The sequence below is a fragment of the Pseudonocardia sp. NPDC049635 genome, from assembly GCF_040659795.1.
Classification (GTDB): Bacteria; Actinomycetota; Actinomycetes; order Mycobacteriales; family Pseudonocardiaceae; genus Pseudonocardia.
Genome location: NZ_JBFAON010000013.1, coordinates 20,317 through 36,493 on the forward strand (window position 1 = coordinate 20,317; position 16,177 = coordinate 36,493).

General features: G+C 74.9%; 16 protein-coding genes. 8 read left to right on the forward strand and 8 right to left on the reverse strand.

Annotated features, from left to right (window positions below; all coding sequences use genetic code 11):
- Positions 1-3 precede the first annotated feature (3 nt).
- Positions 4-2,475, reverse strand: a complete 2,472-nt coding sequence (locus AB0J24_RS16895; RefSeq protein ID WP_358682078.1) for a penicillin-binding protein — start codon at positions 2,473-2,475, stop codon at positions 4-6.
- Positions 2,476-2,638: 163 nt separating this feature from the next.
- Between AB0J24_RS16895 and AB0J24_RS16900 the strand changes: the two genes are divergently transcribed.
- Positions 2,639-3,013 (forward strand): WhiB family transcriptional regulator, encoded by a 375-nt coding sequence (locus tag AB0J24_RS16900; RefSeq protein ID WP_358682081.1) that lies wholly within the window; start codon positions 2,639-2,641, stop codon positions 3,011-3,013.
- A gap of 45 nt (positions 3,014-3,058) precedes the next feature.
- On the forward strand, positions 3,059-3,754 hold the full coding sequence (locus AB0J24_RS16905; RefSeq protein ID WP_358682084.1) for a class I SAM-dependent methyltransferase: 696 nt from the start codon (positions 3,059-3,061) through the stop codon (positions 3,752-3,754).
- Between the two features lie 12 nt (positions 3,755-3,766).
- Here the strand turns inward: AB0J24_RS16905 and AB0J24_RS16910 are convergent, their stop codons facing one another.
- Both AB0J24_RS16910 and AB0J24_RS16915 read right to left on the reverse strand, forming a co-directional pair.
- Positions 3,767-4,912: an ArsA family ATPase gene (locus tag AB0J24_RS16910; protein ID WP_358682087.1), complete on the reverse strand. Its 1,146-nt coding sequence runs from the start codon at positions 4,910-4,912 to the stop codon at positions 3,767-3,769.
- Positions 4,909-5,943, reverse strand: a complete 1,035-nt coding sequence (locus AB0J24_RS16915) for an ArsA-related P-loop ATPase (RefSeq protein WP_358682090.1) — start codon at positions 5,941-5,943, stop codon at positions 4,909-4,911. The genes AB0J24_RS16910 and AB0J24_RS16915 overlap by 4 nt, the downstream gene beginning before the upstream one ends.
- 179 nt (positions 5,944-6,122) lie before the next feature.
- On the opposite strand from AB0J24_RS16915, the gene AB0J24_RS16920 reads away from it, so the two are divergent.
- From AB0J24_RS16920 to AB0J24_RS16935, 4 genes are read left to right on the forward strand one after another with little or no spacing between them, the layout of a single operon-like run.
- Entirely contained in the window at positions 6,123-6,293 is a 171-nt protein-coding gene (locus AB0J24_RS16920) for a DUF4177 domain-containing protein (RefSeq protein WP_085914543.1), read from the forward strand.
- Positions 6,290-6,745: a RidA family protein gene (locus AB0J24_RS16925; RefSeq protein ID WP_358682093.1), complete on the forward strand. Its 456-nt coding sequence runs from the start codon at positions 6,290-6,292 to the stop codon at positions 6,743-6,745. The genes AB0J24_RS16920 and AB0J24_RS16925 overlap by 4 nt, the downstream gene beginning before the upstream one ends.
- An 11-nt stretch (positions 6,746-6,756) precedes the next feature.
- On the forward strand, positions 6,757-7,329 hold the full coding sequence (locus tag AB0J24_RS16930) for a hypothetical protein (RefSeq protein WP_358682096.1): 573 nt from the start codon (positions 6,757-6,759) through the stop codon (positions 7,327-7,329).
- A 12-nt stretch (positions 7,330-7,341) separates the two neighbouring features.
- Positions 7,342-10,518, forward strand: coding sequence for a hypothetical protein (locus AB0J24_RS16935; protein WP_358682099.1), 3,177 nt, complete (start codon positions 7,342-7,344; stop codon positions 10,516-10,518).
- Here the strand turns inward: AB0J24_RS16935 and AB0J24_RS16940 are convergent, their stop codons facing one another.
- Positions 10,519-11,403, reverse strand: a complete 885-nt coding sequence (locus AB0J24_RS16940; RefSeq protein ID WP_358682101.1) for a Gfo/Idh/MocA family oxidoreductase — start codon at positions 11,401-11,403, stop codon at positions 10,519-10,521.
- A 52-nt stretch (positions 11,404-11,455) separates the two neighbouring features.
- Here AB0J24_RS16940 and AB0J24_RS16945 point away from each other — a divergent pair, with 52 nt between their 5' ends.
- The gene (locus AB0J24_RS16945) at positions 11,456-12,259 is read left to right on the forward strand and encodes an NUDIX hydrolase (protein ID WP_358682104.1); all 804 of its coding nucleotides are present in this window, start codon (positions 11,456-11,458) and stop codon (positions 12,257-12,259) included.
- Positions 12,256-13,074 carry an MBL fold metallo-hydrolase gene (locus AB0J24_RS16950; protein WP_358682107.1) on the forward strand — a complete coding sequence of 273 codons (819 nt, stop codon included), beginning with the start codon at positions 12,256-12,258 and terminating at the stop codon, positions 13,072-13,074. The genes AB0J24_RS16945 and AB0J24_RS16950 overlap by 4 nt, the downstream gene beginning before the upstream one ends.
- A 2-nt stretch (positions 13,075-13,076) precedes the next feature.
- On the opposite strand, the gene AB0J24_RS16955 is transcribed toward AB0J24_RS16950, so the two are convergent.
- The 4 genes from AB0J24_RS16955 to AB0J24_RS16970 form a co-directional block, all read right to left on the reverse strand.
- Positions 13,077-13,787 (reverse strand): hypothetical protein, encoded by a 711-nt coding sequence (locus AB0J24_RS16955; protein WP_358682110.1) that lies wholly within the window; start codon positions 13,785-13,787, stop codon positions 13,077-13,079.
- Entirely contained in the window at positions 13,784-15,043 is a 1,260-nt protein-coding gene (locus AB0J24_RS16960; protein ID WP_358682113.1) for an MFS transporter, read from the reverse strand. Before AB0J24_RS16960 ends, AB0J24_RS16955 begins: the two co-directional genes overlap by 4 nt.
- Positions 15,044-15,086: 43 nt before the next feature.
- Entirely contained in the window at positions 15,087-15,761 is a 675-nt protein-coding gene (locus AB0J24_RS16965) for a Crp/Fnr family transcriptional regulator (protein WP_358682115.1), read from the reverse strand.
- A gap of 163 nt (positions 15,762-15,924) precedes the next feature.
- Positions 15,925-16,173, reverse strand: a complete 249-nt coding sequence (locus tag AB0J24_RS16970) for a hypothetical protein (protein WP_344021712.1) — start codon at positions 16,171-16,173, stop codon at positions 15,925-15,927.
- Positions 16,174-16,177: the final 4 nt, after the last annotated feature.

The following is a 16,177-nucleotide window of genomic DNA, read 5'->3' on the forward strand; positions in this document are numbered from 1 at the left end:
CGGTCAGCCGCCCTCGGGAGGCCCGTCACCGTTCTCACCGGGCGGTGGTCCACCGTCCCCCTGGCCACCGTCGCCCTGATCACCCTCGCCCTGATCACCGTTCGGGGACCCGCCGTCCCCGGGTGGCGGGCCCTCGCCGTCGGGCGGGACCGCGCCCTGCGGCGGCCCGGGAGGAGGCGGAGGGGCGGGCACCGTCCCGCTGCTGATCTGCAGGGTGACCTGCTCACCCGGTAGCGCCGCGCCGCGCGGCTCCTGCCCGACGACGGTCCCCTCCGGGGCCCGGTTGTCCACGGTCCGGGTCGTCACCTGCCAGCCCGCGCCCTCCAGCTCCGCGCGGGCCGCGCCCAGCGAGCGGCCGACGACGTCCGGGATCCGGGACTCGGCACCGCCGTCGAGGTAACGCGGGTCGGGCGGCGGCAGCGGGGTCGGCGGCGTCCCCGCCACCAGCGGTGACACCGCGCCGTACCAGGTGCGGGCGGGTGTCTTGCCACCGAAGATGTTGCCGTTGCTGCAGGCGAACGGGCCGTTGCCGCCGTCGCACAGCGGACGCGGGGAGTTCGAGTTGTCGAAGGTGATGACCGCGCCGGACATCTCCGGCACCGCTCCGAGGAACGCCGCGGACTTGTTCTGCTGGGTGGTACCGGTCTTGCCCGCCATCGGTCGCGTCCAGCCCGCCGCTCGCGCCGCGGCCGCCGAGGTGCCGGAGATGTCGTCCTGGCTCATGCCGTGCACCAACGTGTTCGCCAGTCCCGGCTCGACGGCCTGCTGGCAGGGCTCCTCGGTGATCGGGACGTCCTCACCGTTCGCGTCGGTGATCGAGTCGATCGGCGACGGCGGGCACCACATGCCCTCGGAGAACAGCGTGGCGCCGACGTTGGCCAGCTCCAGCACGCTGGTCGGCGTCACACCGAGGGTGAACGACGCCAGCTTCTGCTCCTTGATCACCTCGGCGATCGAGCGGTCGGTCCGCCGGCCGGTGCCCGGGTCGACGAAGGGGGTCGTCGCCAGCGACTTCATCCCGAGCCGGACCGACATGTCGACGACGTCCGGGACCCCGGTGAACTCCAGAAGCTTGATGAACGCGGTGTTCGGCGACTGGGCGAGCGCGTCGGTGAGGCTCATCCGCGGCGGGAGCCCCTCGCTGGCGTTGCGCACGGGCACCGGGCGCCCGCCACCGTCGGCGTAGATCGGGGACGCGTAACCGGACGGCGGGACCTGCATCGAGTAGTTGATGCCCAGGCCCTTCTCCAGCGCGGTGGCCGCGGTGAAGATCTTGTACGTCGAGCCGGCGCCCAGGTTCACCGGCTGGTACGGCAGGCCGTAGCTGGTCTCCTCGGCGTCGGCGTTCAGCCCGAACGTGCGGCTCGAACCCATCGCCAGCACCCGGTGCTGTTCCTTGCCCGGCGCCACCAGCGACATCACGTTCGCGACGTTCGGGGTGTCCGGCGCGACCTCGCGGTCCAGTGCGGCCTTGACCTCCTGCATCGCCCGACGGTCCAGCGTCGTGCGGATCGTGTAGCCGCCGCGGAGGATCTGCTCCTCGGTGAAGCCTGCCTCGGTCAGGTACTGGACGACGTACTTGCAGAAGAAGCCGGTGTCACCCGCGCCGATGCAGCCGTTCGGCACCCGGACCAGCGGGTCCACGATCCCGATCGGGGCCGCCATGGCCTCCTCCGCCTGGGCCTCGTCGATCATGCCCTGGTCGCGCATCTGGTCGATGACCACGTTCCGGCGCTGGGTGGCGGTGTCCGGGTTCCGGACGGGGTCGAAGCGGGTCGTCGACTGGACCATCCCGGCGAGCATCGCCGCCTGCGGGACCGTCAGCCGGTCCGGTGTGGTGTTGAAGTACGTCCGTGCCGCCGCCGCCACGCCGTAGGAACCGTTGCCGTAGAACACCATGTTCAGGTAGCGGTTGAGGATCTCGTCCTTGCTGAGCTGGCGCTCCAGCTGCAGCGCGACCCGTGCCTCCTTCAGCTTGCGGGCCGCGGTCTGCTCGGTCGCCTTGAGCCGCTCGGCCTCGGTCCGGGCCTCGACGTAGAGCATGTAGTTCTTGACGTACTGCTGGGTGAGCGTCGAGGCGCCCTGGACGACGTCGCCGGAGGTGGAGTTGGCGACGACGGCGCGCAGCGTCCCCTGCCAGTCCACGCCGTCGTGGTCGTAGAACCGGCGGTCCTCGATGGCCAGCGTCGCAGCCTTCATCGCGGGCGAGATCTGCTCGTTGGTCACCTCTGTCCGGTTCTGGTCGAACAGGTAGGCGATCGGGCGCCCCTCGGAGTCGGTCAGCGTGGTCGTCCGCGGGACGGGGTTGTTGACCAGGTCGACCGCGCTGGAGGTGACGCTGTCCCCGGCGGCGTTCGACACCACCCCGAGCCCACCGGCCAGCGGGAACGCCATCCCGGCCGTGATGACGCCGAGCAGGACGCACAGGCCCGCGAGCACGCCGATCGGGCGGAGCAGACGCCGGGGGAACCTCACGGTCCAAGCGTACGACCCGCGGCGTGTCGAATCCGTGAGGCCCGGGCCCCCGGGTTGCGTAGTTTTGCGCGCTGCCGGTGACGGCCCGCGCTCCCGAGAATCGGGGGTGTCGCAAACGCGGGCCCGCTGGGAGGCCCGCCCGGACCGCCGAGGGGCCCTCGTCATGACCGACAACAACGTCACCCCGATCGACTCGCGCCGCACCGGGAAACCCCGGCTGCGTCCGGCCCGGCCGCGGCCGTCGGGCGCGGTCTGGAACTGGCGGGCCGCCGCCCGGTGCCGCACCGCCGACGCCGAGGACCTGTTCGTCACCGGGGCCCGGCAGCGGGAGGCCCGCGAGTTCTGCTTCGCCTGCCCGGTCCGCACCGAATGCCTGGCGCACGCGCTCGACCAGCAGGTCGAGTTCGGTGTGTGGGGCGGCACGACCGAGCGGGAACGCCGCGCGTTGCTGCGCCGCCGCCCGGACGTCGACGACTGGGCGGAGCTGCTCGGCCGGGCGCGCACCGACCACTACTCCGGTCGGACGCGCGGTGCCTGACCGCCGTCCCCACCGGTCGCGATCACCCGTGACAGGATCCGGAACGTGCAGACGACCGACCGCCCGGCGTTCCTGAGCGGCCTCTACCGGCGCTACGCCGACGATCTCGCCGCCGTCATCGCGCAGCAGCGGGCCTTCCTCGACACCTCGCCCACGGTGGTCCCCCAGCTCGACGACGTCGAGGCCGAGCTGACCTACCTGTTGCTGCGCCACCACCGACCGGCCCACGTCGTCGAGATCGGGACGCACCACGGCTGGTCCACCACCTGGATGCTGTCCGCGTTGCGCGACAACGGGCACGGCCACCTGCACTCGTTCGACCTCGTCGACCACGTGCGGCGGTCGGTCCCGCCGGAGCTGGCGCGGGACCGGTGGACCTTCCACCGGGGCGACGTCCGGGACACCGCCGACGAGATCCCGGCGGACACCGGCTACCTGTTCGTGGACGCCGACCACGGGCGCCGGTTCGCCCGCTGGTACCTGGCGAACCTGTTCCCGCGGATCACGCGGGGCACCCCGACGAGCGTGCACGACGTCTTCCATCTGCGCTGGGCCCGTCCGTTCACCGAGGGCGCCGAGGTGCTGCGCTGGCTGCGCGAGCGGGACGTCGACTGGTTCACCGCCGCCCGGCCCGCCGCCCGGGGCACCCTGCGTCTGCTGGATCGGGTACGCGCCGAGATCGGCCTCACCGGGGCGCGCGGCACCGCCACCAATCCGATGATCTTCTTCGAGATGGTCTGACCGGCCGGCCGGTCAGCTCCCCGCCGCCGCGGCCCCGGACCCGGTGTCGCCGGCCAGCAGGCTCCCGACGCGCCGGAGCCCGTCCAGGTCGGCGATGTCACCGGCCAGCGACGGCACCCGCACCACCGGCACCAACGGGTGCGCCGCGGAGAACCGGGTGAGCAGGTGCTCCTCGCGCTCGTGCAGATCGACCCGGTCCGCGTGCAGGCGCAGCACCGCCGCCGCGATCTGCGAACCGGGCCCGCCGACCTGCTCGGCCGCGGCCCGGGCGCGGGCGGCCGACACCGGCGCCAGCACCGGATGCGTCCGGTTCAGCACCAGCCCGGCCAGGGGCATGTCCTCCGAGGTCAACCGGTCGGTGAAGTAGGCGGCCTCACGCAGCGCGTCCGGTTCCGGTGCGGCGACCACCAGGAACGCGGTGCCCGGGGAACGCAGCAACGCGTAGGTCTTCTCGGCCCGCTCGGCGAAGCCGCCGAACAGCGTGTCGAAGGCCTGGACGAACGCCGACGCGTCCTGCAGCATCTGGCCGCCGATGATCGTCCCGACCGCCTTGGCGAACAAACCGAAACCGGCCTCGACGATGCGTCTCAGGCCCCGGCCGCCGGCCCGGGCCGGCGCGGCGAGCAACCGGATCATCCGGCCGTCGAGGAAACGCGACATCCGCTGCGGGGCGTCCAGGAAGTCCAGCGCCGAGCGTGACGGCGGGGTGTCGACGACGACCAGGTCCCAGGTGCCCGCGGCGACCAGCTGCCCCAGCTTCTCCATCGCCATGTACTCCTGCGTACCGGAGAACGACGACGAGATGACCTGGTAGAACGGGTTTTCGATGATCTTCTCGGCCCGGTCGGGCGGGGCGTGGCCCTGCACCATCTCGTCGAAGGTGCGCCGCATGTCCAGCATCATCGCCGCGAGGTCGCCGCGCGCCTCCCGGACCGGCGCCGGGTCGTTGGACAACTCGTCCAGGCCGAGCGCCTGCGCCAGCCTGCGCGCCGGGTCGATGGTGAGCACGACGACCTGACGACCCCGTTCGGCGGCCCGCAGGGCCAGCGCCGCCGACGTCGTCGTCTTCCCGACGCCACCGGAGCCGCAGCAGACGACGACCTTCGTCGCCGGGTCGTCGATCAGCGCGTCGACGTCGAGCACGTCGAGCTCGTTCATCGGCGGGCCTCCAGCCACACGCCCTGTGCCGTCATCGACTCCGCGAGCTCGTAGAGCGCACCCAGGTCGACGCCACCGAGCACCTCGGGCAGCGTCAGCCGGGGCAACGGCGGGTCGGGTTCGGTGTCCAGCCTGCGCAGCGCGGCGGTCTCCCCGGCGACCGCGACGGCGTGCTCCACCGTCTCCGCGACCAGGCCGTCGATCTCGTGCGGGGCGAGTTCGATCCCGGCGCTCTGCAGCCCGTTGCGGATCCGGCCCGCGTCCACCCGGCCCCCGGCCGCGGCGGTGAGCGACCGGTCCGGCAGCCACTGCTCACGCATCCGGTTGACGACGACGGTGCCGACCCCGATCTGCGCCCGGCCCAGCTCGGCGACCGCGTCCAGGGTCTCGCTGACCGGCAGGTCGGAGAGCAACGTGACCAGGTGCACCGCGGTCAGCGGTGAATGGATCAGCTGGTTGACCCCTTCGGCCTGGCCGTGGATCGGGCCGACCTTCGCCAGGTCGGCCATCGCCTTGGTCACGTCGAGGAAGGTGACCAACCGGCCGGTCGGGGGCGCGTCGAGGACGACCGCGTCGTAGGCGGGCCGTCCGTCGGACTCGGTGCGGGTGACGCACTCCTTCGCCTTACCGGTGAGCAGCACGTCACGCAGGCCCGGGGCGAGGGTGGTCGCGAACTCGATGGCACCCATCCGGCGCAGCGTCCGGCCGGCCACACCCAGCCGGTAGAACATCTCGAAGTACTCCAGCAGGGCGGCCTCGGTGTCGACCGCGAGCGCGCGGACCTCGCCGCCGCCCGGTGCGACCGCGATCCTGCGCTCCTCGTAGGGCAGCGGCGCGGTGTCGAACACCTGCGCGATGCCCTGCCGGTTCTCGACCTCGACCAGCAGCACGCGCCGTCCGCCGGTGGCCAGTGCCAGCGCGAGCGCCGCAGCCACCGTGGTCTTCCCGGTGCCCCCCTTGCCGGACACGACGTGCAGCCGCGCCCGCGCGAGAGCGGCAGGCCAGGCCACCGGAGGACCTGTGCCGGTCACGCTGTCTCCACTGTCCCCTCGGCCGGGGTGGACGGTCGTCGTCACACGTCCACCGTACGGAGGACCTCCGCGGGCGGCCCGTCGACGAGGCGGGCCCCACACCGACGCCCGTCGCAGTCAGACCGCCATCCGTCGCGGGAGTGCGGCCCGTCCACGGACCGCCGGGTTAGAGTCCGGCCATGAGCTCCCCGGCTGTGAAATGGGAATACCTGACCGCCCCCCTGTTAATCCACAACACCAAGGCGATCCTGGACAACTTCGGGCAGGACGGCTGGGAGCTGGTCACCGTCACGGCCGGCGCGAACGCCGAGCAGCTCGTCGCCTTCTTCAAGCGCCCGGTGCAGCAGTGAGCGCACTCGCCCGCCTCGAGGAGCTGGGCCTGGCCCTGCCCGCGGTCGCGGCGCCTGCCGGCGCCTACATCCCGGCCCGGCGCACCGGGAACCTGGTGTTCACCTCCGGCCAGGTCCCCTTCGTCGACGGTGCGATCGCCGCGACCGGCAAGGTCGGCGCCGGCGTCACACCGGAGGAGGCCTACCGCCTGGCCCGCATCTGCACGTTGAACGCGCTCGCCGCGATCGACGACCTGGTCGGCCTCGACGCCGTCACCGGCGTGGTCAAGGTGGTCGGCTTCGTGGCCTCCGACCCGTCCTTCACCGGGCAGCCCGGAGTGATCAACGGTGCCTCGGACCTGCTCGGCGAGGTGTTCGGCGAAGCAGGGGCGCACGCCCGCTCCGCGGTCGGGGTCGCCGTACTGCCACTGGACGTCCCGGTCGAGGTCGAGCTGACCGTCGAGGTCGGCTGAGCGGACGGGCCATGGGTGCAGCCGAGGGGACCGCACAGGCCGGGCACGAGCTGCTGCTGCAGCTGGCCGGGCGGGTTCCGGACGAGCTGCTGTGGCGGATGCGGAACTGGCTGGCCGCCGGTGACTCGGACGCGCTGAGCGCGACCCTGCCGCGGACGCTGCTGCGGCACCGGATCGGGATCACCGACTCCGAACGCGCCCTGCTGGCCCAGGTCGTCGTCCCGGGATCGCCGTCGCGCCGCCTGGTCGACGCGGTACTCGCCGGCGCACCCCCGCCCCCGCCGTCGTTCGGGCCGGGTGAGGCGAACCTGTCCGCATGGTCGGCCGTGTCGGTCGTGTCCTCGGTCGGCGCCGGTGAACTGCTCGTCGCCGCGCGGGACGACGCCGCGCGGGTCCTGCTGGTCCGAGCGGCGGACCGGCCGGTCGAGCTGACCGCCGTCCTGCAGCGTCTGCTGCGGGTGCACGGCGAGCACGTGCCACAGGTGGAGGTCTGGGTCGGAGACGACCCGCCGACCCCGTACCACGCGGCGGCGTGCGCCGCCGCCGCGTCGCTGTGGAGCAGGTCGCCGGCGCCCACCGGCTGACAAGGAGGCCCCATGTCCGACCCCACGTACCGGCTGTTGCTGGAGCTGGCCGGCCGGGTGGACGACGACCTGCTCGCCACCGGGCGGGAGCTCGTCGCCGTCGGCGAGGAAGGGCACGCACTGGAACTGCTGGTGGCCGAACTGGTCGCCGGCCGGGTCGTGCTGCCGCCGTCGGTGCGGCTCGACCTGATCGCCGAGGCCGCCGCGCGACGGGTCCAGCCCGACGCCGACCGTTGCCTGCCCCGTGGTGACCCCGCCTCGGTCGCGGCGATGCCGCACCGCTTCACCGGCGGTGGACCGGCAGCGGAGACCGCGGCCGTCGCCGACGCGCTCGCCGGGGTCCCGGTTCCCGACGGCGGCTGGCGGCTGGCCTGGCGGACGACCCCGGCCGGTTCCGCACCGGGACCGCTTCCGCACCCGTTGTTGCTGGCCCGCACGAGTGGCGGCGGTTCCGCCGAGGTGCTGACCTACCAGGCGCAGACCGCCCTGCGGCGGGCCGGGCTCGCCGCGTCGGTCGAAGTTCTCGGCGGCGACGACGAGGACACCGCGTACCACCGGGCTGCTCGGGCCGCAGGTGTGCCGCTGCCGGTCGACGCAGCCGAACCCACGCCTCGCGTCGACGAGCGGTCGATCCCGGCGGGGGTCCGGCCGGCCCGGCGCGCGCCCGGCGACGGTTGGCCGCACCGCTCGGTCCCGCCGCCTCCGGCCGGCACCGACGACGAGCGCTCCGGGGCCCGCCGGGACCCGGCTCCGGCCGACGCGGCAGCATCCAGCACGTCGGCCGGGCCCACCGCCCGCGCCGGGTCCACCGGGCCCACCGGACCCACCGGGTCCGGTCGCGACGCCGGATTCACCGGGTCCGGCCGGGCTGCCGGGCTCACGGGGCCGGGCAGGGACCTGCCCACGGGACCGGACCGGGACCGGGGCTCGCGACCGGACCGGGACCTGCCCCGGGCGGTCGACGAGGCCACCGAGCACCGGCGACGCGAACCCGGGGCCGTCGACGGACAGGCCGAGTTCGGTCCCGGTCCCGCGGCCCCCATCGAGGAGCGCGGCGCCGGTCCGGCGACGGAGCGCCACCGGGCGGGCGCGCCGTCGCTGTTCGGCCGGGGCACCTCCGCACCCGACCACGATCCCGGTCGCACGTCCGCACTGCCCGGATCCGGCGCCCCGTCGACACAGCCCGGTGCCGGCTCTCCGACCGACCCGACGGAGCGGCGCAGGTTCGGCTCCCTGTCCGCGCTGCGCGGCCCGGACTCGCGGCCCGGCACGAGCGAACCGGCCGGGTCAGCTGGGTCGTCCGGACCGGACGAGCGGTCCGGGCGGTCCGAACAGTCCAGGTTCGGCTTCCCGTCCGCGCGGCACGGCGCCGGCTCGGCGTACGGGCCGGCCGCACCGTTCCCGCCGGGCGAGCCTGTTGAGGCCGCCGAGCCGTTCGAGTCGTCAGGGTCGTCCGAAGCGTTCGGGCTGTCCGAGGCATTCGGGCCGTCCGAGGCATCCGAGGCATTCGGGCCATCCGGGCCGTCCGAGGCATTCGGGTCGTCCGAAGCGTTCGGGCCGTCCGGGGCGTCCGGGTCGTCCGAAGCGTTCGGGCCGTCCGGGATACCCGAGCCGTCGGAACCCCCTCGGCCGCTCGACTCATCCGACCCATCTGAGTCGTCTCAGTCGTCTGGGTCGTCCGAGGCGTTCGGATCGCCAGAACGGTCCGAACCGTCCGGATCGTTCGAGCCGTTCGGATCAGCTGAGCCGTCCGAGCTGCCCGGGCCGCACGCCTCGTTCGAGCCGACCGCCCAGAGTGAGCCGCGCGAATCAGCAACACCACCCGGCACAGCGGAGCAGGCCGCGCCATCGGCGCCCGCCGACTCCTCGTCGTCCGAGCGCCCTGCACGGTTCACACGCGCCGACCGGGGCGAGCAGGACGGCCCGGCCCGGCCCGGCTCGCCCACCCGCTTCGCACCGGCCGACCGGAGCGAGCAGGCCGGCACCGCCGCGCCCTCCGCGGCCGCCGCGACGACGGGGGAGCCCGCCGCTGCACGAGCGCCGGGCCAGGCTCCGGTCCCGACGGGTGAGCAGCGGCCGGGCGACCGGTCGGCCGGCCCCGGAGCAGAACCCGTACCCGGCACCGGACCGCTCGACGTCGCCGGCCCGGAGGAGCCCGTGGCGCCGGGTACCGATGACCGCCTGGCCGACCTCGAGACGCCCGCCGCGGCGGTGCATCCCGCGCCGCGCCCCTCACCTCCGATCCGCGCACTGCGCGGGCACGCCGGGGGAGACTGGTTCGAGTCCACCGAGCCGGGTGGACGCCCCGCCGGCACGGACCCCACCAGCAGCGATCCCGGTGGGAGTCCGGAGCCCTCCGGCGCCGCCGCCGGGCAGCCCTCGCCCGGCACACCGCTACCCGATCGCGCGGCGCACCGGCCCGCCGAACCGGTCGCCCCGGCGTCCGGGCTGTCGGTCGTCCCCGGCCCGCCGGCCGACGCGACGGCACGGACGGACGCCTGGATGACGACCGGCGGCGGGACCGGCCGGGAACCGACCCGCCCCGGGATCGGCACCGGAGCAGGCGGCAACGGGCGACCGGACCGTGACCCGTCGCCGTACCCGGCCGCGGCGTCCCCGAGGCCCGGGCCCGGCCACGCACCGGACACCGGTGGAGACGGACCGGCGGCGTTCCGCGCCACCGAGCCCGGCCCGACGCCCCGCTCCGGTGACGGGCCGCCGCCGCTGCGGGCCGTCCCGAGCCCGGCACCGTCGCTGCCGGCCGCCGAGGAGGACACCTGGCTGCGGGACTGGGCGTCCGGGGCGTGGATCGGCGACGCCGGCACCACCTCCGGGCCTGTCGCTCCGGACGGCCCCGCGGCCGACGCCCCGACCCCGCCACCCGGCGTGCCGATCGTCGACGCGCCGGCACCGCCGCCGTCCGGCAGCCCCGCCGGCGGTGGCGCCCACCGGCCCCGGCACCTGCTCGTGGCCGACGATGCAGCCGGGAGCGCCGCCGCCGCGCCCGCCGAACGCAACGGCGTCCCGCGGCCGTCACCGCAGCCCCGGCCGCAACCGCCCGGCAGCCTGGCCGACCGGCTCAGCCCGACCGAGCAGGACCTGCTGCAGCGCCTGCACGAGGAGCTAGCGGCCCGGGAGAACGGCGGCGAGCCGACCCCGCGCAACGGGACCGCCCGCACCGATCCCTGATCACCGCCCGACGGTCCGCCGTACCTCGTCGACGACCCGCTGCAGGTGCAGGGCGCGGCGGGCGTCGACCGGGAGCCGAGGATCGCCCGCGGCGACCGCGTCGGCGAGATCGTCGAGCAGCCGGGCGTAACAGGCCACCGCGTCGGCCGGGCGGGTGCCCAGGCGGTGCCGGCCCGCCGCACCGACGACCGACACCTCGAACTCGGTCGGATCGACCGGCATCCGCAGCGAGAGCGTGAGCGTGCTGCGCGCCCCGCCGGCGTGCGCGAGCCCGATCCGCCACAGGTCCGGCTCGTCGCGGCGCGCCTGGTCGACGCCGGTGACCGGGCCGAGCGCGGCGTCCAGCAGGTCGATCAGGTGCGGGCCGACGTCGAGCAGCGCACCGTGCTCGGCCCGCCACGCCGACGCCGCGAACGGGCCACCGAGCAGCGCCCCGGACAACCAGCGCGCGGTGCCGGTGGTGTCCGGGCCGTGCGGGCCCGCCGGGATCGCCTCCAGCCACGCCCGGGTCGCCGGATCGAAGCGCAGCGTGAGCACCGTCGCCGAACACACCCCGGCGGCGTCGACCGCGGCGGCGACCCGTTCGGCGGACGCCAGGTCGGCGGCCAGCGGCTTCTCCAGCACGACGTGCTTCCCGGCCGCCGCCGCCCGCACCGCGAACTCACCCTGGACCCGGGGCGGAACGGCGAACGCGACGGCGTCGACGGCGTCGAACAGGTCGTCGATCCGCTCGTGGACGGGACCACCGCTGACCGAGGCGACCTCGGCCGCCATCGGCGGGCGGCGGGCCCAGACCCCGGCCGCGGTCCAGCGCGGATGGCCGGCGATCGCCGGTGCGTGCACGGTGCGGGCCCAGGGCCCGGCGCCGACGAGACCGATCCGCATGCGGGCATTCTCACGGTCCGGGCGCCGCGGGGATGACCTAGGGTCCGGAACCATGGGCACCGCAGCTCCGCGACCGGTCGAGCCGAGACCCGCAGCCACCGTGCTGCTCGTCCGGGACTCCCCCGAGCGCGGCGGGTTGGAGGTGTTCCTGCAGCGGCGGGTCACCGGGATGGTGTTCGCCGGCGGGATGACGGTGTTCCCCGGCGGCGGGGTCTCCCCCGACGACGTGCCGGATCCGGGGCGCTGGCGCGGTCCCGGCCCGGCCCGTTTCGGCTCCCGCCTCGGCCAGCCCGAGACGCTGGCCGCCGCGCTGGTCACGGCCGCGGTCCGGGAGACGTTCGAGGAGTGCGGGGTGCTGCTCGCGGCCCGGCCCGGGTGCGCGCCGGGACCGGTGGCCGAGGCCGCCGGTTGGCGGGCCGACCTGGAGGCGCGCCGCGTCACGCTGCCCGCGCTGCTCGACCGGCACGACCTGGAGCTGCGCGCCGACCTGCTGGTGCCCTGGTCCCGCTGGATCACCCCGCCGGGGAGCCCGCGCCGCTACGACACCGCGTTCCTGGTGGCCGAGGTCCCCGACGGGCAGGTCGCCGACGACGCCACCACCGAGGCCGTGGAGGCCCGCTGGTGGGCCCCCGCCGACGCGCTGGCCGGGTACGCGGCCGGTGAGCTCTCGCTGATGCCGCCCACCCTGCACACGCTGCAGGACCTGGCCCGGCACACGAGTGCCGCCGCGGTGCTCGACGCCGCCGCCCGCCGCGACATCTCCCCGGTCACGCCGGAGGTCCGGCGGGAGGGCCGGATCTCGGTCGTGACGCTGCCCGGAGATCCCGACTGGCGCTACGAGGAGACCGTGCGATGAGCGGCCGGCGAGACGAGCGACCGACGACGAGCCATCCGTTCTACGGCGGGTTGCGCCCGGTGCACCCGCTGGCCTCGGTGCTGCTGCAGCACAATCCCGGGCCGATGACGCTGGAGGGCACCAACACCTGGGTGGTGTCGGTGCCCGGTTCCGGGGAGCGGATCGTGGTCGACCCCGGTGAGGACGACGGCACCCACCTGGAGACGCTCGCCGACGGGGCACCGGTGGCCGCCGTGGTCCTGACCCACCGCCATCCCGACCACGCCGGCGGGATCGGCCGGTTCGTCGAGCTCACCGGTGCGCCGGTGTACGCCGCCGACCCGTCGCTGGCCGCGGGCACCGAGCCGCTCGCCGACGGCACGGTGATCGCCGCGGCAGGTGTCGAGCTGGCGGTCATGGCGACGCCGGGGCACACCTCCGACTCGGTGTCGCTGCTGCTCACCGGCCCGGGCGCGGACGGTGCGGCGCTGCTCGCCGGGGACACCGTGCTGGGCCGGGGCACCACCGTCATCGCCCACCCGGACGGCGCGCTCGGGCCCTACCTGGACTCGCTGCGCCGGATAGCCGACCTGCCCGCGGGCACCCCGCTGCTGCCCGGGCACGGCCCCGAGCAGGGCGACGCCGCGCAGATCGCCACCACCTACCTCACGCACCGCGAGCAGCGCCTGGACCAGGTCCGGGCCGCGCTGGCCGCGCTCGGGCCGGACGCGTCGCCACGCGCCGTGGTGGAGCTGGTGTACGCCGACGTCGACACCTCGCTGTGGGACGCCGCCGAGCAGTCGGTCCGGGCCCAGCTCGACCACCTGCGCGGCTGAGCTCAGGGGCCGGGCGGGGCCGTCTCGTCGTCACCGAGCGCCTCCACCCATTCCTCCCGGAACCGGCGCAGGAACTCCTCGAGGGCGGCGTGCCTGCGCTCGCCCATCTCCCGGCCGGCCGCGGTCCGCAGCTCGCCGCGCAGCCGTAGCAGCTTCTCGTGGAAGTGCGCGACCACCGAACCGGTGGGCCCGGACCGGTAACCCTCCGGGGACCGGTCCGGAGGCGCGTCCGGATCCCACAGCGGCTCGCCGATCGCCCCGCCGTAGGCGAATGCGCGGGCGATCCCGGTGGCCCCCATGGCGTCGAGCATGTCCGCGTCGTGCAGGCAGGCCGCGATCGCGGCCGCGGCCCCCTCGGGGCGGGGCCCCGGTCCTCCTGCGGAGAAGGTGTAGTGACCGGTGGCCTCCACGGCGTCGAGCACCGGCTCCCACAGCGCCTCCTCGATCGCGGCGCGGCGCAGGGCGTCCCGGGCCTGGTCGCGGCACTCCGCGGGTGCGACGACCCGTCCGAGCCGGGCCTCGGCGGCCCGGTGGTGGTCGTGCACGTACGAGGCGACGGCGGCGACGAAGCCGTCGTGCCCCTCACGGAGTGCGAGCCGAGCCGCGAGCCCGGCGACCCGGTCCAGGTGGCCGATATCGTGCGCGACGTCCGCGGCGGACATGTCGGCGGCGACCACGACCCGCAGCCGCCGCAGCGCCCCTGCCCCGTTCACCGCACGCTCCCGGCCGGTTCGCGCTCCGCAGTTCCGGCCACGGTCGCCCGGCGTGTCCACAGCAGCAGTGCCAGCACCATTCCGAGCACCCCGCCGGCGGCGTACCCGGCCGGACCGAACCGGTCGATCATCACGCCGGACACCGCCTGACCGGCCGAGACACCGAGCACGGCCGCCGTCACCACCCAGTTGAACGCCTCGGTGGCCGAGTCGGCGGGCGCTGTGCGCTCGACCCCCAGCGAGTGGGCGGTGACCTGCGGCGTGATGAGCGCCCCCGCCGCCAGCGTCACGACGGTGAGTGCCAGGAGCGAACCGAGCGGGGAGACCAGGCCCATGGCCGTCACCAGCAGGCCGAACCCGCCCAGCAGCACCGGCAGCCGCAGCCCCAGCGACCGCGGCCGGGGGCTCAGCCCGTACAGCACGCCCGCGAACACCGACACCACCGACCACGCGGACAGCAGGACGCCGCCCATGGCCGGCTCCCCGGCGAACTCCGTGGCCGCCAGCACCCCGACCTCCGCCGTCCCGGCGACGATCCCGAAGCCCAGCGCGGCGAGCGCGACCGTGCGCAGCCCGGGGCGGCCGATCACGCCGAGCAGTCCGGTGTCGCGGGTCGGCGTCGCGGCGGCCCGGGAGGCATGGATGCGGGCCGAACGTCGCCGCACCGCGCGGGTCAGCGCGAACCAGGCCGTCCCCGTGACCTCGGCGGCCACGGCGACCAGCAGCGCGGTACCGGGCCACGGGGTGCCGACGACGAGCAGCGCGGCGAGCGCCGGTCCGAGGACGAAGAACGTCTCGAGGCTGATCGCCTCGTAGTTGTAGGCCGCCTCGCGGGTCCGACCGGCGGGCACCAGGTCCGTCCAGAGCGCGCGCGACGAACCCTCCAGCGCCGGCGTCACGGCGCCGGTGAGGAACGCGACGAGCAGGAGGGCCGGCAGCGCCGCCCGCGCCTCGATACAGGCGATCATCCCGGCGACCGCGGGCACGTACACCGCGACGAGCGCCAGCAGCGGACGGCTGGGGCCGAACCGGTCCAGCACCCGGCCCTGCACGACCGCGCCGAGCGCCGTGCCGGCCATCAGGGACGCCGACACCGCCCCGGCCACCGCGTAGGAGCCCTCGATCTCACGGACGTAGAGCAGGGTCGCGAGGCTGTGCATCGCGATCGGGAAGCGACCGATCAGCGAGGCGCACACCGGGGCGGTCGCACCGGGAGCGCGCAGGGCCGCGCGGTAGTCGGACGGGGAAGCGGGCACGCCGCCCAGCCTCACACAGTCTGGTACGGGCGTACCACCGAATTCAGCGGGCGCGGCGGGCGAGCCGCTCGGGCTCCAGGATCAGCACGCTCTTGCCCTCGAGCCGCAGCCAGCCACGGTGCGCGAAATCGGCGAGCGCCTTGTTCACGGTCTCCCGCGAGGCGCCGACCAGCTGGGCGATCTCCTCCTGCGTGAGGTCGTGGGTGACCCTCAGCAGACCGGACTCCTGCGACCCGAACTGGCGGGCGAGCTGCAGCAGCGACTTCGCCACCCGGCCGGGGACGTCGGTGAAGATCAGGTCGGCCAGCATGTTGTTGGTGCGGCGCAACCGGCGCGCCAGCACGCGCAGCAGCTGCTCGGCGATCTCCGGCCGCTTGCCGATCCACTCGCGCAGCGCGGTGCGGTCCATGGTGTAGCAGCGGACCTCGGTGACCGCGGTCGCCGAGGACGTGCGGGGGCCCGGGTCGAAGATGGACAGCTCGCCGAACATGTCGGACGGACCGGCCACCATCAGCAGGTTCTCCCTGCCGTCGGGCGACTTGCGGCCGAGCTTCACCTTCCCCCCGGCCACGATGTAGAGGCGGTCACCGGGCTCGCCCTCGGAGAAGATGACCTGCCCACGGGAGAACTCGGCGGTCTCCAGCGCCTCGGTCAGCGCCTCGGCGGCCTGGGGCTCAACTCCCTGGAAGATCCCGGCCCGGATCAGAACCTCATCCACTGCAATGCTCCTCGTTCACCGGCCGCGATCGTCACGGCGGGTCGTCGGCGCGTCAGTGTAGAGGCCTTCGCCACACACGTGCGCACCACTGACCCGATCGGATCCTCATCCGATCGGGCCTGTTGCGTGTACGGGGCGCGCCGCGGGCCCCGTTACGATCTTGTCACGCCGACGGAACCTGGCTGCGACGAGTCCCCCGCCGACGCCGGTTACGCAGGCGGAACAGCTCCAGCGCGCGGCTCGTGCCGGACCGGAACAGGGCCCGTACCTCGTCCGGGCGCGGCTGCTCGAGCATCTCGTCCAACTCGTCCTGCCGCACCGTGGACTCCCGCAGACGGGACTCGACTCGTTCCATCCCGAGCGCGAAGAACATCACGAGCAGCGGGACGAGGACGCTCAACCAGGCAGTCATGGCG